This window comes from Chryseobacterium sp. CFS15 (assembly GCF_031118795.1).
Lineage (GTDB): Bacteria > Bacteroidota > Bacteroidia > Flavobacteriales > Weeksellaceae > Chryseobacterium > Chryseobacterium indoltheticum.
In genome coordinates, this window is record NZ_JAVHYL010000006.1 from 234421 (window position 1) to 251425 (window position 17005).

Annotated in this window: 17 protein-coding genes and 1 rRNA gene; 10 read left to right on the forward strand and 8 right to left on the reverse strand. The window is 33.9% G+C overall.

Features of this window, described 5'->3' with window-relative positions:
* Positions 1–19: 19 nt before the first annotated feature.
* A complete protein-coding gene (locus tag OH814_RS12050; RefSeq protein ID WP_076563008.1) occupies positions 20–526 on the reverse strand; it encodes a DUF4919 domain-containing protein in 507 nt (168 codons plus the stop codon).
* Entirely contained in the window at positions 504–1169 is a 666-nt protein-coding gene (locus OH814_RS12055) for a hypothetical protein (RefSeq protein WP_308828312.1), read from the reverse strand. Before OH814_RS12055 ends, OH814_RS12050 begins: the two co-directional genes overlap by 23 nt.
* Positions 1170–1371: 202 nt before the next feature.
* Between OH814_RS12055 and OH814_RS12060 the strand changes: the two genes are divergently transcribed.
* From OH814_RS12060 to OH814_RS12070, 3 genes are all read left to right on the forward strand, one after another.
* Complete coding sequence (locus OH814_RS12060) at positions 1372–1884, forward strand: YceI family protein (RefSeq protein ID WP_115620193.1); 513 nt, start codon at positions 1372–1374, stop codon at positions 1882–1884.
* A 117-nt stretch (positions 1885–2001) separates the two neighbouring features.
* Positions 2002–2826: a 4,5-DOPA dioxygenase extradiol gene (ygiD, locus tag OH814_RS12065; protein WP_123885992.1), complete on the forward strand. Its 825-nt coding sequence runs from the start codon at positions 2002–2004 to the stop codon at positions 2824–2826.
* A gap of 57 nt (positions 2827–2883) precedes the next feature.
* Positions 2884–4047 carry a carboxypeptidase-like regulatory domain-containing protein gene (locus OH814_RS12070; protein ID WP_308828313.1) on the forward strand — a complete coding sequence of 388 codons (1164 nt, stop codon included), beginning with the start codon at positions 2884–2886 and terminating at the stop codon, positions 4045–4047.
* A gap of 77 nt (positions 4048–4124) precedes the next feature.
* Here OH814_RS12070 and OH814_RS12075 read toward each other — a convergent pair whose 3' ends face one another.
* Positions 4125–4397, reverse strand: coding sequence for a hypothetical protein (locus tag OH814_RS12075; RefSeq protein ID WP_076562999.1), 273 nt, complete (start codon positions 4395–4397; stop codon positions 4125–4127).
* Positions 4398–4860: 463 nt separating this feature from the next.
* On the reverse strand, positions 4861–6366 hold the full coding sequence (locus tag OH814_RS12080; protein ID WP_308828314.1) for a S8/S53 family peptidase: 1506 nt from the start codon (positions 6364–6366) through the stop codon (positions 4861–4863).
* Positions 6367–6651: 285 nt separating this feature from the next.
* Between OH814_RS12080 and pfkA the strand changes: the two genes are divergently transcribed.
* Complete coding sequence (pfkA, locus tag OH814_RS12085) at positions 6652–7638, forward strand: 6-phosphofructokinase (RefSeq protein WP_076562995.1); 987 nt, start codon at positions 6652–6654, stop codon at positions 7636–7638.
* A gap of 34 nt (positions 7639–7672) precedes the next feature.
* Complete coding sequence (gene gap, locus OH814_RS12090; RefSeq protein WP_308828315.1) at positions 7673–8677, forward strand: type I glyceraldehyde-3-phosphate dehydrogenase; 1005 nt, start codon at positions 7673–7675, stop codon at positions 8675–8677.
* Between the two features lie 56 nt (positions 8678–8733).
* Here the strand turns inward: gap and OH814_RS12095 are convergent, their stop codons facing one another.
* Together OH814_RS12095 and OH814_RS12100 are read right to left on the reverse strand one after the other, a co-directional pair.
* Positions 8734–9591 (reverse strand): hypothetical protein, encoded by an 858-nt coding sequence (locus OH814_RS12095; RefSeq protein WP_308828316.1) that lies wholly within the window; start codon positions 9589–9591, stop codon positions 8734–8736.
* A 178-nt stretch (positions 9592–9769) separates the two neighbouring features.
* Complete coding sequence (locus OH814_RS12100) at positions 9770–10633, reverse strand: GH25 family lysozyme (RefSeq protein ID WP_308828317.1); 864 nt, start codon at positions 10631–10633, stop codon at positions 9770–9772.
* Between the two features lie 65 nt (positions 10634–10698).
* Between OH814_RS12100 and OH814_RS12105 the strand changes: the two genes are divergently transcribed.
* The 5 genes from OH814_RS12105 to deoC all read left to right on the forward strand — a co-directional run bounded on the left by OH814_RS12105 (position 10699) and on the right by deoC (position 15095).
* The gene (locus tag OH814_RS12105) at positions 10699–11961 is read left to right on the forward strand and encodes an NAD(P)/FAD-dependent oxidoreductase (RefSeq protein ID WP_308828318.1); all 1263 of its coding nucleotides are present in this window, start codon (positions 10699–10701) and stop codon (positions 11959–11961) included.
* Complete coding sequence (trmD, locus tag OH814_RS12110; RefSeq protein WP_076562985.1) at positions 11958–12632, forward strand: tRNA (guanosine(37)-N1)-methyltransferase TrmD; 675 nt, start codon at positions 11958–11960, stop codon at positions 12630–12632. The genes OH814_RS12105 and trmD overlap by 4 nt, the downstream gene beginning before the upstream one ends.
* A 283-nt stretch (positions 12633–12915) precedes the next feature.
* Positions 12916–13851 (forward strand): endonuclease, encoded by a 936-nt coding sequence (locus OH814_RS12115; RefSeq protein ID WP_083677112.1) that lies wholly within the window; start codon positions 12916–12918, stop codon positions 13849–13851.
* A gap of 21 nt (positions 13852–13872) precedes the next feature.
* On the forward strand, positions 13873–14346 hold the full coding sequence (locus tag OH814_RS12120; RefSeq protein ID WP_076562981.1) for an Lrp/AsnC ligand binding domain-containing protein: 474 nt from the start codon (positions 13873–13875) through the stop codon (positions 14344–14346).
* Between the two features lie 2 nt (positions 14347–14348).
* Positions 14349–15095, forward strand: a complete 747-nt coding sequence (deoC, locus tag OH814_RS12125; RefSeq protein WP_308828319.1) for a deoxyribose-phosphate aldolase — start codon at positions 14349–14351, stop codon at positions 15093–15095.
* 52 nt (positions 15096–15147) lie between these two features.
* On the opposite strand, the gene dusB is transcribed toward deoC, so the two are convergent.
* Both dusB and rrf read right to left on the reverse strand, forming a co-directional pair.
* Positions 15148–16146, reverse strand: a complete 999-nt coding sequence (dusB, locus tag OH814_RS12130; RefSeq protein ID WP_076562977.1) for a tRNA dihydrouridine synthase DusB — start codon at positions 16144–16146, stop codon at positions 15148–15150.
* Between the two features lie 653 nt (positions 16147–16799).
* Positions 16800–16907, reverse strand: a 5S ribosomal RNA gene (gene rrf, locus OH814_RS12135).
* Between the last annotated feature and the right edge of the window lie 98 nt (positions 16908–17005).

Here is a 17005-nt window from a genome sequence, read left to right on the forward strand (position 1 = left end):
TCATCATTTTTTTCGTTTTTCACGAAAAAGAAGCTTTCTTGTAAGAATCTGTAATATCAAAATACAACTCAGACCCATCTTCTAATGTTAAAACATGTAGGTATTTATCTTCGTTTTGAATAAGTCTTTGTTGGGTATGTTTTTTTCGCAAATGAAGCTGTAAAAAATCAATTTCATCAGAAACTCTAATTACAATATATGGGTTCTGTATCGTTCCGTCTCCTGTTTTCTCGATACATTTCAGAATATTATGACAAATAAACATTACACTTTCTGCTGCTTTTGTATTTCCGGATTCCTTTAAAGAAAAATATTTTAGAAAATGCGCTCTGGGACTTAGTAACACATTAATAGTAACATAATAATTCAGTTTTTCATACTCTTTATTTTCATACAACTTTTCCATGATGCTTAAATCATCAGAATAAGGATTGTAATCTGGATTAGTAACAATTAATTCTCTAGATTTTAGAAAATTTTCTTTTGTGGGATCTTTTATAAAATCAAATACTGTTTCTTGACTCATTCTCTTGTGTGTTATTTATTTTTAATTCTTTCCAAAAAATATCTTTGTACATCCCAAATTCTGCAATCAGCAATTGGTTGATATATGGAATTTCCGCCAATGAATAAGCTTTCTTTTCTACAATTCTTTCAAGATATAATTTTCGGTAGGTTTTGTTTTTTAATTCTTCTTCCCAATTGATGTTTTCCAAATTTAAATCTAATCCAATTCCGGAATAATGAAACTGTTGTAAAATATTTTCCAGAATTTTCACCAAAGGATCTGTAGAATCTGCGATCTGAAGCGCATCGAGCAATTTTGGTAAAAACCTAAATGACAAATCAGCAGATAAAATTGCGGAAACATCTTTTTCATCTTGATATTGCGGAATCAGTTTTTCTAAATCTTTCGCTGTATCTTTTCTTATTAAATACAACTGTGCACTGTGATACAAAACTTTTGCAGCCCAAATGGCAGCTTCTTTATTGAATGGAATCTTATCTGATAAAAAATCTAATCTTTCTTTTTCAAATTCAGATTCAAAAAAATCTTCCGCCTCTTTTTCTTCTTTTTCAGACAGCGTTTTAAAATCTGAAAAAATAGTCAGTGTACCTTCTTTTCTGAGAAGAAACAAAGTGTCTAAAAACGGGGATTTTTTTTCCATCATCTAACAAAAATAGAATTATTTTCTTGAATTATTTATGAATTTCAAAACCTGAAATAAGAATTTACTTCTTCAACGAACAAATAACTGCAGAATTCTCATTAAATTTATGTAAAAATTAATTTCTTATCCTACGTCAATGAATCGGAAATCATTCTTGTCTTAGATTTGCAGTATTAAATAACAACAAAAAATAAATACAATGGCTACAAAATGGAATTTAGACCCAGCGCACAGTGAAATCACTTTTAAAGTAAAACACATGATGATTTCTAACATCAAAGGTAATTTCACCAACTTCAATGCAGAAATCGAAGCTGAAGACGATACTTTTGCGAATGCAAAAACTACCGCTACAATTAATGTAGATTCTATCTCTACTCACAATACAGACAGAGATAATCACCTGAAATCTGCAGAATTCTTTAATGCAGAAGCTAATCCTACAATCACTTTTGAGTCTGATGCTCTTAATAATTCTGTGACCGGAAATCTTACGGTAAACGGAGTTACAAAACCAATTAATTTGGATGTAGACTTCGGAGGAATCAACGTAGATCCTTGGGGAAATACAAAAGCAGGTTTCTCTTTTGAAGGAAAAATCAACAGAAAAGATTTCGGACTTAACTGGAACGCAGCTCTTGAAGCAGGAGGTGTAATGGTAAGCGACGAAGTGAAAATTGCAGGTGAATTGCAGTTTGTAAAACAAGCTTAATTTTAAAATAAATTTCTGCAAGCCACAAAAGGGTGGAATAATGAAATAATTAGTTTTTTAAATCAGAAGGTTCAGGGATTATTATTTAACCTTGAACCTTTTTTAATGTTAACAGAAATGAATCTCAACGATTTACAGAATATAAGCGATCAGTTTAAAAATACGCAGAAAATGCCGGTTCTTTTTCTTGGTCACGGTTCTCCGATGAATGCCATTGAAGAAAATCAGTTTGTACAGGGTTTTAGAAATGTTGCGAAGGAAATTCCAAAACCTAATGCGATTTTGTGTATTTCTGCACACTGGTTCACCCGCGGAACAAAAGTTACTGCGATGGATATGCCCAAAACAATTCACGATTTTGGTGGTTTCCCGCAAGCTTTGTTTGATGTACAATATCCTGCTCCCGGAAATCCTGAATTGGCACATGAAGTTGCAGATATTTTAAATCCAATTGTTGAAGAAGATCACAATTGGGGACTCGATCATGGAGCCTGGTCGGTAATTAAACACATGTATCCAAACGCTGATATTCCCGTGATTCAGTTGAGTATTGATTATACAAAACCGCCGCAATATCATTTTGATTTGGCTAAAAAATTAGAAAAACTGAGAGAAAAAGGTATCTTAATTATCGGAAGCGGCAATATTGTGCATAATCTAAGATTAATTGATTGGCGAAACATTGATACCGTTGGTGCGGGATGGGACTGGGCAATTGAAGCTCGTGAAAAAACCAACAACTGGCTTCTTGACGGAAATTTTCAGAACCTTATTGATTATCAAAAACAGGGAACTTCTCTGCAATACGCCATTCCTACACCCGATCATTATTTGCCATTGATCTATTCTTTAGGTTTAAAAAATAAATCGGAAGACCTGGTTTTATTTAATGATGATTTAATTGGCGGCTCGCTGAGTATGACGAGTGTAAAAATCGGTTAAATTAAATTTCTTTAGCCTTCTTTTTTTATCACTATAAATTTAGTAATATTGTTTACCATGAAAAAAACAGTATTACTATTCTTAATGATTTTTCCTTTTTATGTGCTTTTTTCACAAACCATAATAGGTACAGTCGTAAATGACATCGATAAACCGATTGAGAATGTCAACATCTATCTCGACGGAACGAAAACGGGAACGACTTCTGCAGCAGACGGAAGTTTTAGTCTGACCTCAAAAAACAATAATAGTCTCGTTTTTCAGAAAGATAATTACGAAACTGTCATTGTAAACACTTCGGATGTTTTAAATAAAAAGCTGAAAGTGGTTTTGATAAAAGCGAAAGAAATCGAAGAAGTTGTGATCATCCCATTTACAGAAACTGCCTATAAAAATTACATCAAATACTTTCTGGATTCTTTTATTGGTTCGGATCAATCTAATGTTAAAATCAAAAATCAACGTTCTCTGAAGTTTTCTTATGATAAAACGAATAAAATTTTAAGAGTAAAAGCTCCACAAACTTTAATTATAGAAAATAAAAATTTAGGTTATAAAATTGACTATAATCTTCAGGATTTTGTTGGTGATTTTGAAAACAAAACGACCCGTTATACAGGAACAAGCTTTTTTAAAGAAACTAAAAATACAGATAAAGTAAAACTTAACAGAATGAATGCGTATGACGGCAGTCAGGTTCATTTTTTCAGAAGTGTTTTTGCAAATAAAGTTGCTGATGAAGGCTTTATTGTGAACCAGATTACCAAGTTTCCGAACTCAAAATATCCTACTGAAGAAGAATTGCAACGGCTCAAAGATTTTACAGAAATGTTTAAATCAAAAGGTACTTTAAATATTCCGGATGATATTTTAGATATTGGTAATCGTAAAAGAAGCGAGCAACCTTATAAAATTGGTATTACAAAAACACAGATTCCAGAGACTGATTACACTAAAAAAACAGACAATAAATTATTTTTGGATTATGATTATATGATGCAGATTAATTTCAAAAGGTATTTTTATGAGTTGCAAAAAGGACAGTTTGTAAAAACTACAATCCCAATCGTAGAAACTTCTTTTCTTCATCCCGAAAGCGACACTTTTGAAATTTACACTAACGGAAATACTTCAAACCCCGGCATGCTGACGAATCAGGGAGAGTTTACTAAAAATAAAATCGAGTTTCTTTTGCCTTTGGATTATCAGTTGGGAGATTGATTACATTTAATCATTAAAATTTTTGCACAAAAAAATCGGAAGATAAATCCTCCGATTATAATATGTAAGTGCTTCAATTAGATTCTTGTAATTGCAACAACATGTGGTACGCCTTCAATTGGGCTGTAAATTTCTACGATTGCTCCCCAAATAACTTGTGAAGGCGGCATAGATGCGTCACATTTGAAACGGTAATTAGTTCCGTTTACTAACTGTGTAGCTACAAGTTGCGGTGTATATTTTACTCCTACAAATCCTCTCATTGCTTCGTCAAATACTTTTTGATCTTGTGGCGTAAGAGCGTGGTATGCTGTCCATCCTCCTACTAATGATTCTTGTGCTGTTGTCATGGTTAATATTTTGTTTTTTTCCTACTCTTGTGGCTTTTCGGATTACGCCCCGTTTTTTAATGGTTTCTGGTCTCCAGGGTTAAAGTTTTTTTAATAAAGATTGTTTTAGGTACTCTTGAAAATTAATTTATTGATTTTCAATTTTATTTTAAACAATGCTGTTATTTGTTTGTGATCACATGACAAAGCTACTACAGATAAAATATATTTAATAGCGTATAAATACGTATTTTCACTTTTAAGTATAATTACCAAATACTAATTTTTTCATCAAATTTAATAAACATATATAACTAAAAACAATATTTAAACAACAATAACATACATTAAAAACAAAAAACATATTTCAAATATAAGCTACAATTATTAGTTTGTAATCACAAAAAAAATTCGGAAGAGTTTAACTTCCGAATATATTTTACAGTTAAAAATCCTTAAATTCTATATTTTTTAATCTTAAGATTTATTGCACTGCTTGTAAAACATTAATATTTCCATATCCGTAATCTGCATTTTTGGTTGGATAATATGTTGCAGACTGTCTCATTTTATTTAAAACCTGATCCCTCGTCCATGACGGATTTTTAGACCAAACCAAAGCTGCAATTCCAGCAGTAGAGGCAGTTGCTACAGAAGAACCACCTACATAATCGGTTTGTGCATTGTAGTAACTCAATACAGGTATATTATTTCCCGAAGCTCTTTCCATCTGATACGTAAAATCTATTTCGGTTCCAGAATGGCAAACATCACATTTTTGATTAGATGTATTTTCTTTCACTCCTGTTATTGCCTGTGTTTCGGGCATCCAAGCCGGAAAAATTACGCCAACAAATGTTGTAAAACTTGTAGAAGTTCCACCGGCACAGAAAATAAGTTTTCCTTTAGAATAAGCATATTTTACACCGTCTTCAATTTTTCCAACTGAGAAAATATGTCCCATTGACATTGAAATTATTTTTACACTTGCTGTATTTCCGAGATTGGTAAAGGCGATCTTCACTCCTTCTTGTTCGTGATACCCATCCAAAATAACATTAGAAGCTGCACGATAAGAAATCAAGTTTGCATTATATGCAACACCAACCGGTTGTCCCTGATTATTTCTCGGAGCCGCCATTGCAGAAGCCATGCTCGTTCCGTGGCCGCATTTATCATCCGCTCCGTCATAACCAGAACTCCACGGCCAAACAGAATCCACATACACTCCATTTTTACTGATCGTTCTTCCCGAAGATGAGCCATTATTAAAACTGCCACTCAACAAACTTTGATTGAAAGAAACTCCTGAATCGATTAATCCGATGGTTACTCCGGCTCCTGTGCTGTAATTCCATGCGCTGGTAATATTATGTTTTGCAAATGACCAAGGTGCTTTTGCATTTGGAGTTACGGTAGTATAATCTGAAGCATTCAGAGCAGTTGATTCTAATCCACAGCCCGAAGAACTTCCACTTGATTTTGCTGCAACACCATTGATTTTATTTTCATTTTCAAAATAACGATAATCTGCAGGCTCGAAATAGCGTATTGATTTCAATTTTCGTAACGCAATCACCGTTTCCTGCTTTTCGATATAAACATCCATTTGATTTAAAAATTCATCAGAAGCCAATAAAACTCTCTCGTTTTTTCCTTCATATTGCTGAATAACATCTAAAATTTCCTGTTGTAAGGCTTCAGAATTAGAAGATTTACTCTTATCAAAATCATCTTTTGAATTTCCAAAACCGATGGAAGCAATTTTATTTCCCTGAACAATTCCGCTCCATAAAAAATGGGAGGAAGCCTCATTCCACGAAAATTTTCCTTTCGTTTTGGTGGTTTGATTAATTTGTTCGTTGATTTGTCTTGCACTCAAAGGATCTGTCTGTACAATTTCTGCTTCGATAGCATTGGTCTGCATTTCTTCTGTGGAACAAGAGCTCAGCGCAAAAACTGCCAATACGTAAAATACACATTTTTTCATACTAAAATATTTAAAATTTGGTATTCCAAGATATTAATTTCTAATGATATAGACATATTAAAATTTTATTTTGAACATAAAAAAGTATGTTATAAATACTTTACAATAATTACAATTTCAAATTTATGTTTCATAATTAAACTTCATCACAAAAGGAATTAAAATCCCCAGATTTAACATAATAATCCCAATCAATAGTAAAAACTTAATACTTAAAGTTATTCTCAAAATGCTACAGTTATCTGAACTTGTTTTCGTAAATTTGTGTTTGAAATTTTTTACTAGATGAAAGAAAGTGCTGTAAAAAAAATTGCAGTTCTTACTTCAGGAGGAGATTCTCCGGGTATGAACGCAGCATTAAGAGCGGTTGTAAGAACCGCAAATTACTATAATATCGAATGTTACGGTGTAAGAGAAGGCTACAATGGTCTTATCCACGATGATTTCCTGAAAATGGGGCCTCGTTCCGTAAAAAATATAATCAATCAGGGTGGTACGATTCTTAAATCTGCCCGGTCCGTGGAATTCAGAACCAAAGAAGGTCGCCAGAAGGCTTATGACAATTGCATGAAATATGGAATTGATGCTTTGGTGTGCATTGGCGGTGACGGTACTTTTACCGGAGCTAAAATCTTTAACGAAGAATTTGGCATCAGAGTAATCGGTGTTCCCGGAACGATTGACAATGATATTTTCGGAACCGATAATACCATTGGATACGATACTGCTTTGAACACAGCAATGGACGCGATTGACAAAATCCGTGATACGGCGACTTCTCACAACAGAGTTTTCTTTGTTGAGGTGATGGGGCGTGATGCAGGTTTCATTGCTTTAAACAGTGGTTTGGCAACCGGAGCTTTAGATATTCTTATTCCTGAGAAAAAAGACAGTATGGATGAGTTGTTTGCAACCTTCAGAAATGCTGAAAAAACAGGAAAAGCTTCAAGTATTGTTGTTGTTGCTGAAGGTGAAAAACTTGCAAATATCTACGAGCTGGCTGAGCAGACTCAAAAAGAATTCCCGGATTATGATATCCGTGTAGCAATTTTAGGTCACATCCAAAGAGGAGGTTCACCAAGCTGCGCCGATAGAGTTTTGGCGAGCAGACTGGGTTACGGAGCTGTAGTAGGATTAATGGAAGGGCAAACTAATGTAATGGCAGGAATGCGTTCTAACGATATTGTTTACACAGAGATCGAAGAAGCAATCAAAAAACACAACGAAATCAATAGAGATCTTTTATTAATTTCTGAAATTTTAGCAATCTAACTATTTAATATAATTTTTAAAAAAGTAAATCATTATGTCAACAATTAAAGTAGGTATTAACGGTTTTGGTAGAATCGGTCGTCTTGTTTTCAGAGCAATGACAGAGAGAAGCAACATCGAAGTTGTAGGAATCAACGACCTTATCAATGCAGAATACATGGCTTACATGTTAAAATACGATTCTGTACACGGAATTTTCCCTGGAAAAGTTTCTGTAGAAGGTAACGATCTTGTGGTAAACGGAAAAAAAATCAGAGTTACTGCAGAAAAAGACCCAACCAACCTAAAGTGGAACGAAATCGGTGCTGATTATATCGTAGAATCTACAGGTTTATTTTTAGATAAAGAAAGTGCAGCAAAACATATTACTGCAGGTGCAAAAAAAGTAATTCTTTCTGCTCCTTCTAAAGATGATACTCCAATGTTTGTAATGGGTGTAAACCACAAAGAACTTACAGACGATATCAAAATCTTATCAAACGCTTCTTGTACTACAAACTGTTTAGCTCCTTTAGCTAAAGTAATTCACGATAACTTCGGAATCGTAGAAGGTTTAATGACTACTGTACACGCTACAACAGCTACTCAGAAAACTGTTGACGGTCCTTCAATGAAAGACTGGAGAGGTGGTAGAGCTGCTCTAAACAACATTATCCCTTCTTCTACCGGTGCTGCAAAAGCGGTAGGAAAAGTAATCCCTTCATTGAACGGAAAATTAACAGGTATGTCTTTCAGAGTACCAACTGTTGACGTTTCTGTAGTAGATTTAACAGTAAGAATTGAAAAAGCTGCTTCTTATGAAGAAATCTGTGCGGTAATCAAAGCTGCTTCTGAAGGTGAATTGAAAGGTATTTTAGGATACACTGAAGATGCTGTAGTTTCTCAGGACTTCATCGGAGACAAGAGAACTTCAATCTTCGATAAAGATGCGGGAATTATGCTTTCTCCAAACTTTGTGAAATTGGTTTCTTGGTACGACAACGAAATGGGTTACTCAAACAAATTGGTTGATATGTTGATTCATTCTGCTTCTTTGTAATTTATACATTTCAAATTAGATATAAGAAAACCTTCCGGATGGAAGGTTTTTTTGTTTTAAAATATTTTATATCCAATCCCAATGCCCAACCAAGGTTTATCTTTATAATTCCAATTTTCACCCTTTCGCGACATTAAAATATCAATTCCGTAAGCCACGAGCAGAGAAAAATCTCTATAATGCAATCCGAACGCTATACCTAAATTAAAACTTGGAACATCCACTTTCCAAATCTGTGAATTTCCAACGCTATTTTTATCATCAACAGTCACTTTACCAAGACCTACGATTGCATTACTTGAAAAAGCTATATTATAAACTCTATATTCTTTTTCATGTTTCAATTTCACATATTTTCTCCAGCCAAACTTATATCCCGCATAGATACCAATGTTAGTATTTCCTTCTGCCATGCCTCCTGCAACATTATTATCTCTTTTAGTCAAGTATATTTTCAATGGTAAAGTCATTGCTCCTAAATGAAAAGAATCAGCAAAGAAACTTAAATTATCATTCTCCTCGAGTGGAATACTAAAATGGTTTGTTGACAAAAAGTTCCTTAAAGAATCACTTATTGTTCCCCTATTCCAAAAGTTAATAACTAATCGACCTTTCTCGGGCGAAATATTTCCATTTAAAAAAAATTTATTCCAATTATACTCCTTTAATTTGGACGTTGTAAGCTCTTTTGCGTTTTTCCAATTTATCCTTTCTTCTAGCTCAAAACTTTGAAGATTTCCATTCCTATTAAAAACTTTACGGACTGAATCCTTAACTTTTTCATTTGTATAGTAAACAGAATATTCTTTTGATGCATGAGGGCTTATATATATTTTATCTTTCCCTTTAAATTCCTGCCCAAAAGCCATTCCCACCCATCCAAGCAGAAACAGCAATAAAATTTTTGTTCTCATGATTACTTTTGTTTTTTTATGGTTAGTTTTATAAAAAGCGAAAAAGCAACTACCAAAAATATTGGCAGCCGAGTTTTCAGATATTAGTTTATACAAATATCTGTAATTTTTTAAAGCAAAAATGACTTTATAGATTATTTTTTAGGAAATTCTCAACATAAGCCAATAATACGTGAATTTAATCTAATGTGAGATTTTTTAATGACCAAACTCCGCCATTATAAATATTCAGATCTATTTTAGAATTAATCCCGTATACAATTCCGTTTTCTGTAAACTGCCAAAAGTCCCATTGATCTTCAGGGGATGGTGCCGGAACATCGTTATAATTGGCAAGCCAAATCGGATAATCATCAAATTCTCCTCTCAGAAAGTCTTTGTAATAATGATAATAAGTATAAATAATTGGCTTTACGCCGTATGTTTCCTCCACAATTTTGCACCAGACTTTCAGGTCTTCAATCAGCTTTTCGTTAGATTTTGTTTTTGGAATTTTTTCAATGTCTAAAACCGGTGGCAGATCACCACTTTCCAGCTTTACATTATCCAAAAAATTGTTTGCCTGAATCACCGGATCTTCATCAGCCCGGTAAAAATGATATGCTCCGCGAATAAGATGATGTTCTTTTGCAGAAGTCCAGAATTCATCAAAATTTTTATCTGCATTTCGGTTTCCCATCGTTGCTCTCATCACCACAAATTCCAATGGAATTGTTTTATTTCCGATTCTCAGACTATCCCATTTTATATCTTTCTTATTTTGATAATGAGAAATGTCGAAACCATACGTTTTATCGAGATTATCTGAGATTATTTTCTGAATTCTTAAAGTTTCGTTTTCACTGTTTTTTAGCTTCTTATGAGTAAATTTATTAAAGTACAGCGCATAATAGTAAGTGATTGATTGCTTAAGGTACAAACCCGTTCCGATAAGTGCAATAATCAATATTAGCAACACTATTTTTCGTCGCAAAAAATAATTCTTACGTCTCGATTTATGGATGCTTTTGGCAGTTTTTTTGGTGTACTTTCTAGGGCTCATAAAGTTTTGCAAAACTAACTTTTTAAGCCCTAAAATACTAAATAAAATAAGTAAATTTGTGTATTATGGAAACACGCGAAAAGATCATCATTATTGGAGGAGGTTTTGCGGGATTGCAGCTTGCAAAAACGCTGAACAATAAAAATAAAAAAGTAATTGTTCTCGACAGAGTAAATCACCACATGTTCCAGCCACTGTTTTATCAGGTCGCCTGTGGACGAATAGAGCCTTCCAATATTTCTTTTCCTTTCAGAAAAATCTTTCAGCAATCCAGAAATACACAGTTTCGTTTAACCGATGTAAAATCTATTGATACCACCAATAATAAGGTCATTACTGACGGCGCAGAATTTACGTACGACAAATTAATCATTGCTACAGGTTGTAAAACCAATTTCTTCGGAAATAAAGATCTTGAAAGCAAAGCTTTCGGAATGAAAAACACCCAAGAAGCGATCGGTATCAGAAATCATGTCTTGATGACTTTCGAAAAACTGATTCTTGAAAAAAGCCGAAGTGATGACGGAAACTGGAATATCGTTATCGTGGGAAGCGGACCAACCGGAGTAGAACTTGCCGGAGCTTTTTCAGAAATGAAAAAAGAAATTCTTCCGCGCGATTATCCTTATATGAATTTTGATCATCTTCAAATAATTCTTGTAAGTTCTACCGAAAAGCCTCTCGCCGTAATGAGCCCCGAAGCTCAGGAAAAGTCTGAAAAATATTTAAAAGAATTAGGCGTGAAATTTCTCAGTGGCGAAATCGTAACCGATTATGACGGGGATAAAGTATACATGAAAAGCGGCAAAGAAATTCCTTCTAATAACGTAATCTGGGCTGCAGGAGTTACAGGAAATGTCGTGGATGGCTTTCCTTCCGAAAACTTAGTCAGAAATCGATATATTGTTGACCGTTTTAATAAAGTAAAAGGCTACGAAAACATTTACGCAGTCGGAGACATTGCTTACATGGAAACTCCGAAATATCCTCAAGGTCATCCTCAGGTTGCCAATGTTGCCATCAATCAGGCGAAAAATTTAGGGAAAAACTTTTTGAGGAAAAGTAAAAACGAATGGGTAGAATACGAATATAAAGATCAAGGTTCTTTAGCCACAATCGGAAAACACAGAGCCGTTGTAGATTTACCATTTATAAAATTTCAGGGACTTTTTGCCTGGTATTTTTGGATGTTCTTACATTTAATGCTTATTTTGAGCGTCCGAAATAAACTGGCGATATTTTTTAACTGGATGTGGAGCTATTTTAATAAAGATTCATCCTTACGTCTGATTATTTCGCCATCCAAAAAAAATAATACGCAGCAATGAGAATTGACATTATAAGCGTGCTTCCAGAATTAATGGTAAGTCCGTTTCAAACTTCTATTTTAAAAAGAGCAATTGATAAAGGTATTGTAGAAGTACATTTTCATCAGTTAAGAGACTGGTCGATCAACAAACACCGTCAGATTGATGACGAACCGTACGGCGGCGGCGCAGGAATGGTCATGATGATAGAGCCTTTAGACAAATGTATTTCTGAACTTAAGTCTCAAAGAGAATATGACGAAATTATTTATCTGACACCGGATGGGGAAACCTTAAATCAAAAAATCGCCAATACGTTATCGATTAAAAATAATCTGATTTTTTTGTGTGGTCATTACAAAGGAATCGATCAGCGTGTAAGAGATTTGCATATTACCAAAGAAATTTCAATAGGAGATTTCGTTTTGACAGGTGGCGAATTGGCGGCGTGTGTTTTAGCAGATTCTATTATCCGTCTTGTTCCCGGAGTTTTGAATGATGAGCAAAGTGCTTTAACAGACAGTTTTCAGGATGATTTGCTTTCACCACCTATTTATACAAGACCCGAATCTTACAAAGGTCTGGATGTTCCAAAAATACTTTTAAGTGGAAATTTTGCTAAAATTGAAGAATGGAGACATGATCAGGCAATAAAAATCACCACAGAAAAGCGTCCCGATCTTTTAGAATAAAACAAAAACTTATGCAATAAATAGCTTTTGCTGAAAATTTTACATTTTTATTACCTTTCAAAAGAATTCTCACCTGTTTATTTCACATTTACATGTATTAAATTCAATTTATTAATACATGACTTTATTTGAAAATTATATTGTAGATTTACCAATTATTTATCATTATAATAACTAATTATTTTAAAATTTAATTTAATTTAGTCTTTTTTATTAGTCAAATTTTTGATATATTTAATGGTAATTTAGTTTAAAATTTTGCTATAATCAGAAAAATATGTTGATGGAGCTCTTTGCTTTTTACAATGTTGAAAATTTATTTTTGCCCGATCCGCCGCAGATTCATAAGCTTGATCCCACAAGATCAGGATTACGAAACTGGGATGATAGAAAATACAGAACTAAACTTTCAAAAATTGCACATGTTTTTCGTTTAATAAAGGAAGAAAACGGAGTTTTACCCGCCATTATTGGCTTGTGTGAAATTTCAGGGAAAAAAGTTTTGGAAGATCTTGTGAAACTAGATCCTTTCAGCTCCCAATACGGAATTGTACACTATAATTCTCTCGATGAACGAAAGGTAGACGTTGCTTTGTTATATGACAAGTCTAAAGTTGAAATAATAGATTCTGAGGCCATCACTTTCTTTTTTGAAATTGTAGACAACAGACCCGACAATTATGACACGACGAGGGATGTACTCTTTGCGAAAATAAAATTCAAAGAGGAAATAATGAATGTTTTTGTAGCTCATCTTCCTTCGAAAAGAGAAAAAGACATTAATCAGCCTAAGCGTAATTTCATTATGAATGAAATTAGAAACCGGATCTTAAATATTATTGATAAAGACCATGAACATGTCATTTTGTGCGGCGATTTTAATCAAAACCCGGATGATGAAAATTTAATAAAAATTCTTTACGACAATTCACAGAAAAAGATCTTACATAATCCTTTTCAAAAGCTGTTTTCAACTAAAAAATATTCTACCTTTCATTACAAATCCGGATTACTGTTTGACCAGATCATGCTGTCAGATTCTTTTTTTAAGACCGATGCATCATTATCATTTCAGGATGCAAAAGTTTTTAACCCTGAAAGTATGAGCACTAAAAACAGGGGCTTTGAAGGAAGACCTTTCAGAACTTATGCAGGAACGAGATATCTTGGCGGCTTTAGCGACCATTTTCCGGTTTTGGTGACTTTTGTAAAAAATTGAATTTAAGTAACACATACTAAGATGAAAAACACAGACGACAATAGCAGCTATCAACTAGATCAGCTAGACAAAGAAATTATTTATATGCTGATGGACAATTCTAAAAGTTCTTTGGCCTATATATCTAAACAAGTAGGGATATCTACCACTGCTGTGCATCAGAGAATCAAAAAGCTCGAATCGGCAGGCGTTATAGAGAATTCTATCTCATTTTTGAACCCACGAAAAATAGGATACAAAGTAGTATCATACATCGGTATGTTTCTTGATCAGCCAAGTCATTATCCTGAAGTGGTAAAATCATTAAAGGAAGTGAATGAAGTTGTAGAAGCGCATTATACCACAGGAAATTACACTATTTTTCTAAAAGTATTATGCAAAGACAATGATCACTTAATGCAGATTTTAAGCAAACTTCAAAAGCTGAAAGGGGTAACAAGAACAGAAACTTTCATATCTTTGGAACAAGGTATTTACAGACAACTGAAAGTGTAATCATGATAAACATTGCTCAATATTTAGATTCAACTTATTTAAAAACTCCACAACAGTCAGGAATTTCTGAACAAGAAACTCTTAAAAAGGTAAAAGATTTAGCTCAGGACGCTATAGATCATCACATTTTTGCGGTAATGATCCGACCAGATTATATAGGCGAAATTAAAAGTTTTTTAAAAGAAAAGAATTCTAATGTTATTGTGGGAACTGTAATTGGTTTTCATGAAGGTACTTATACCATTGATGAAAAATTAACACAAGCTTCTAAAGCAATCGATGATGGGGCAGATGAGCTGGATTTTGTAATTAATTACGAAGCTTATCTTAAAGGAAATTTTGAACTTGTAAAAGATGAGTTTGTAAGATGTACACAACTATGTATTCAGCATCAAAAAATTGCAAAATGGATTATTGAAATTGCAGCTTTAACAGATAAAGAAATTGCAGACATTACCAAAAATATTTCAACCTGGGCTGAAGAAAATTTTGATGAAAAAGATTTAAAAAATATTTTCGTTAAATCTTCAACAGGTTTTTATCAAACAGAAAACGCAAAGCCAAATGGAGCAACCTTCGAAGGAATCAAAATAATGCTTGATAATGCAGGTAAACTTCCCGTAAAAGCAGCAGGCGGAGTAAGAACACCGGAAGATGCCGAAAAGATGATTAAATTAGGCGTTAAAAGGATTGGAACTTCTTCCGCATTGGCTCTTATAAAAAATGATTCTGCTTCAGAAGGATATTAACTACACATTTTTTTTAAAAATACAAAACCCATCATTATCTGATGGGTTTATTTTATGCTTGCTGAGCCTGATATTCTGCGTAAAACTCTTTAGTTTCATCAATTACGGCATCCATTTCTTCTAAGCTGTATACTTCAAGAAATTTTCTTCTGAAATCTTTAAAATGAGGAACTCCACGGAAATAATTGCTGTAATGCTGTCTCATTTCTATTAATCCCAACTTTTCACCTTTCCATTCAGCACTCCATTCAGCGTGTTGACGCACTGCCAATAATCTGTCTGAAATAGTTGGAGCAGCTAAGTTTTCACCTGTTTTAAAGAAATGTTTTATTTCATTAAAAATCCAAGGATATCCGATAGCAGCACGACCAATCATAATTCCATCGCACGCATATTTATTTTTGTATTCTAAAGCTTTTTCGGGTGAATCTATATCTCCGTTACCAAAAATAGGAATCTCAATATTAGGATTTTGTTTAATTCTTGAAATATGTTCCCAATCGGCTTCCCCTTTATACATTTGTCCACGGGTTCTTGCATGAATAGTCAATGCTTTGATTCCTGTTTCCTGAAGACGTTCGGCAACTTCATCAATATTGATTGAATTGCTGTCCCATCCTAAACGTGTTTTCACCGTTACCGGAAGACTTGTAGAGCTCACTACAGCTTTTGTAAGGCGAACCATCATATCGACATCCTTCAAAACACCTGCTCCGGCACCTTTACAAACCACTTTTTTCACTGGACATCCGAAATTGATATCTACCAAATCAGGATTTACAGTTTCCACAATTCTCGCAGACATTGCCATTGCCTCTTCATCACCACCAAAAATCTGAATTCCCACTGGTCTTTCATAATCGAAAATATCCAGTTTTTTTCTGCTTTTCATTGCATCACGAATTAAGCCTTCAGAAGAAATAAACTCCGAATACATCAAATCTGCACCGTGCATCTTACAAAGACGTCTGTATGGAGGATCACTTACATCTTCCATGGGAGCCAACAAAAGCGGAAATTCCGGCAGTTCTATATTGCCAATTTTAATCATGGTGCAAATTTACGAATTTCTAAACTTTAAACAATTTAATAATATCTATTATGGTGATTCTTAAAAGTATCTAGCGCATACTGTAAATAAATACATTTTTCAGGAGCTTTATCCGGCTATCCTCTATTACGCCTCACGCCTTTCTTCGCAAAGCTAAAACCTTCGACTTTTCCACTCTGTTGCGGGGTAACCGCTGCTATCTGGGCTAGGGTTTTAGTCTGTATAAAGAAGCTTGTTCTTTTGATTGACTGATTGATTGACTGATTGATTAGAAACTTACTTTATCAACTTAATTTAACCTATTTTTATTCACTTTAATCCCTTCGCTTTATTATAAAGCACATAAATGTGTAGCTTCTCTAGAGCTCAATAAACATATTATACTTTAAAAACTCACTACAAAGTTTTCACTCTTCCTGAACTTAATATTAACCTAAGCCTTAAAACAGCTTTTGTTTAGTGATAATATAATTTTGACAATCCTTCATTTTATTGATTGGAACAACTAACACTTATCACTTATCAAAATTACTTATTGCCGATTGCTAATTACTTATTACCTATTGCTCATTACCTATTACTTATTGTTTATCATTCAGGTTTAGAGCAAAAAAAAGTCTCATACAAATGAATGTATGAGACTTTTAAAAAAAAACTGGCGGCGACCTACTCTCCCGCTTTCGCAGTACCATCGGCGCTGGTGGGCTTAACTTCTGTGTTCGGAATGGGAACAGGTGAGCCCCACCGCTAAAACCACCCTAAAGGTTGTATATAAGGTTTAGGTTGCAGATTATAGGCTTTAGGTAATAGTTTTTGCTGCTACCTGCTACCTTGTATCTATCATCCGATACCTGGTTTT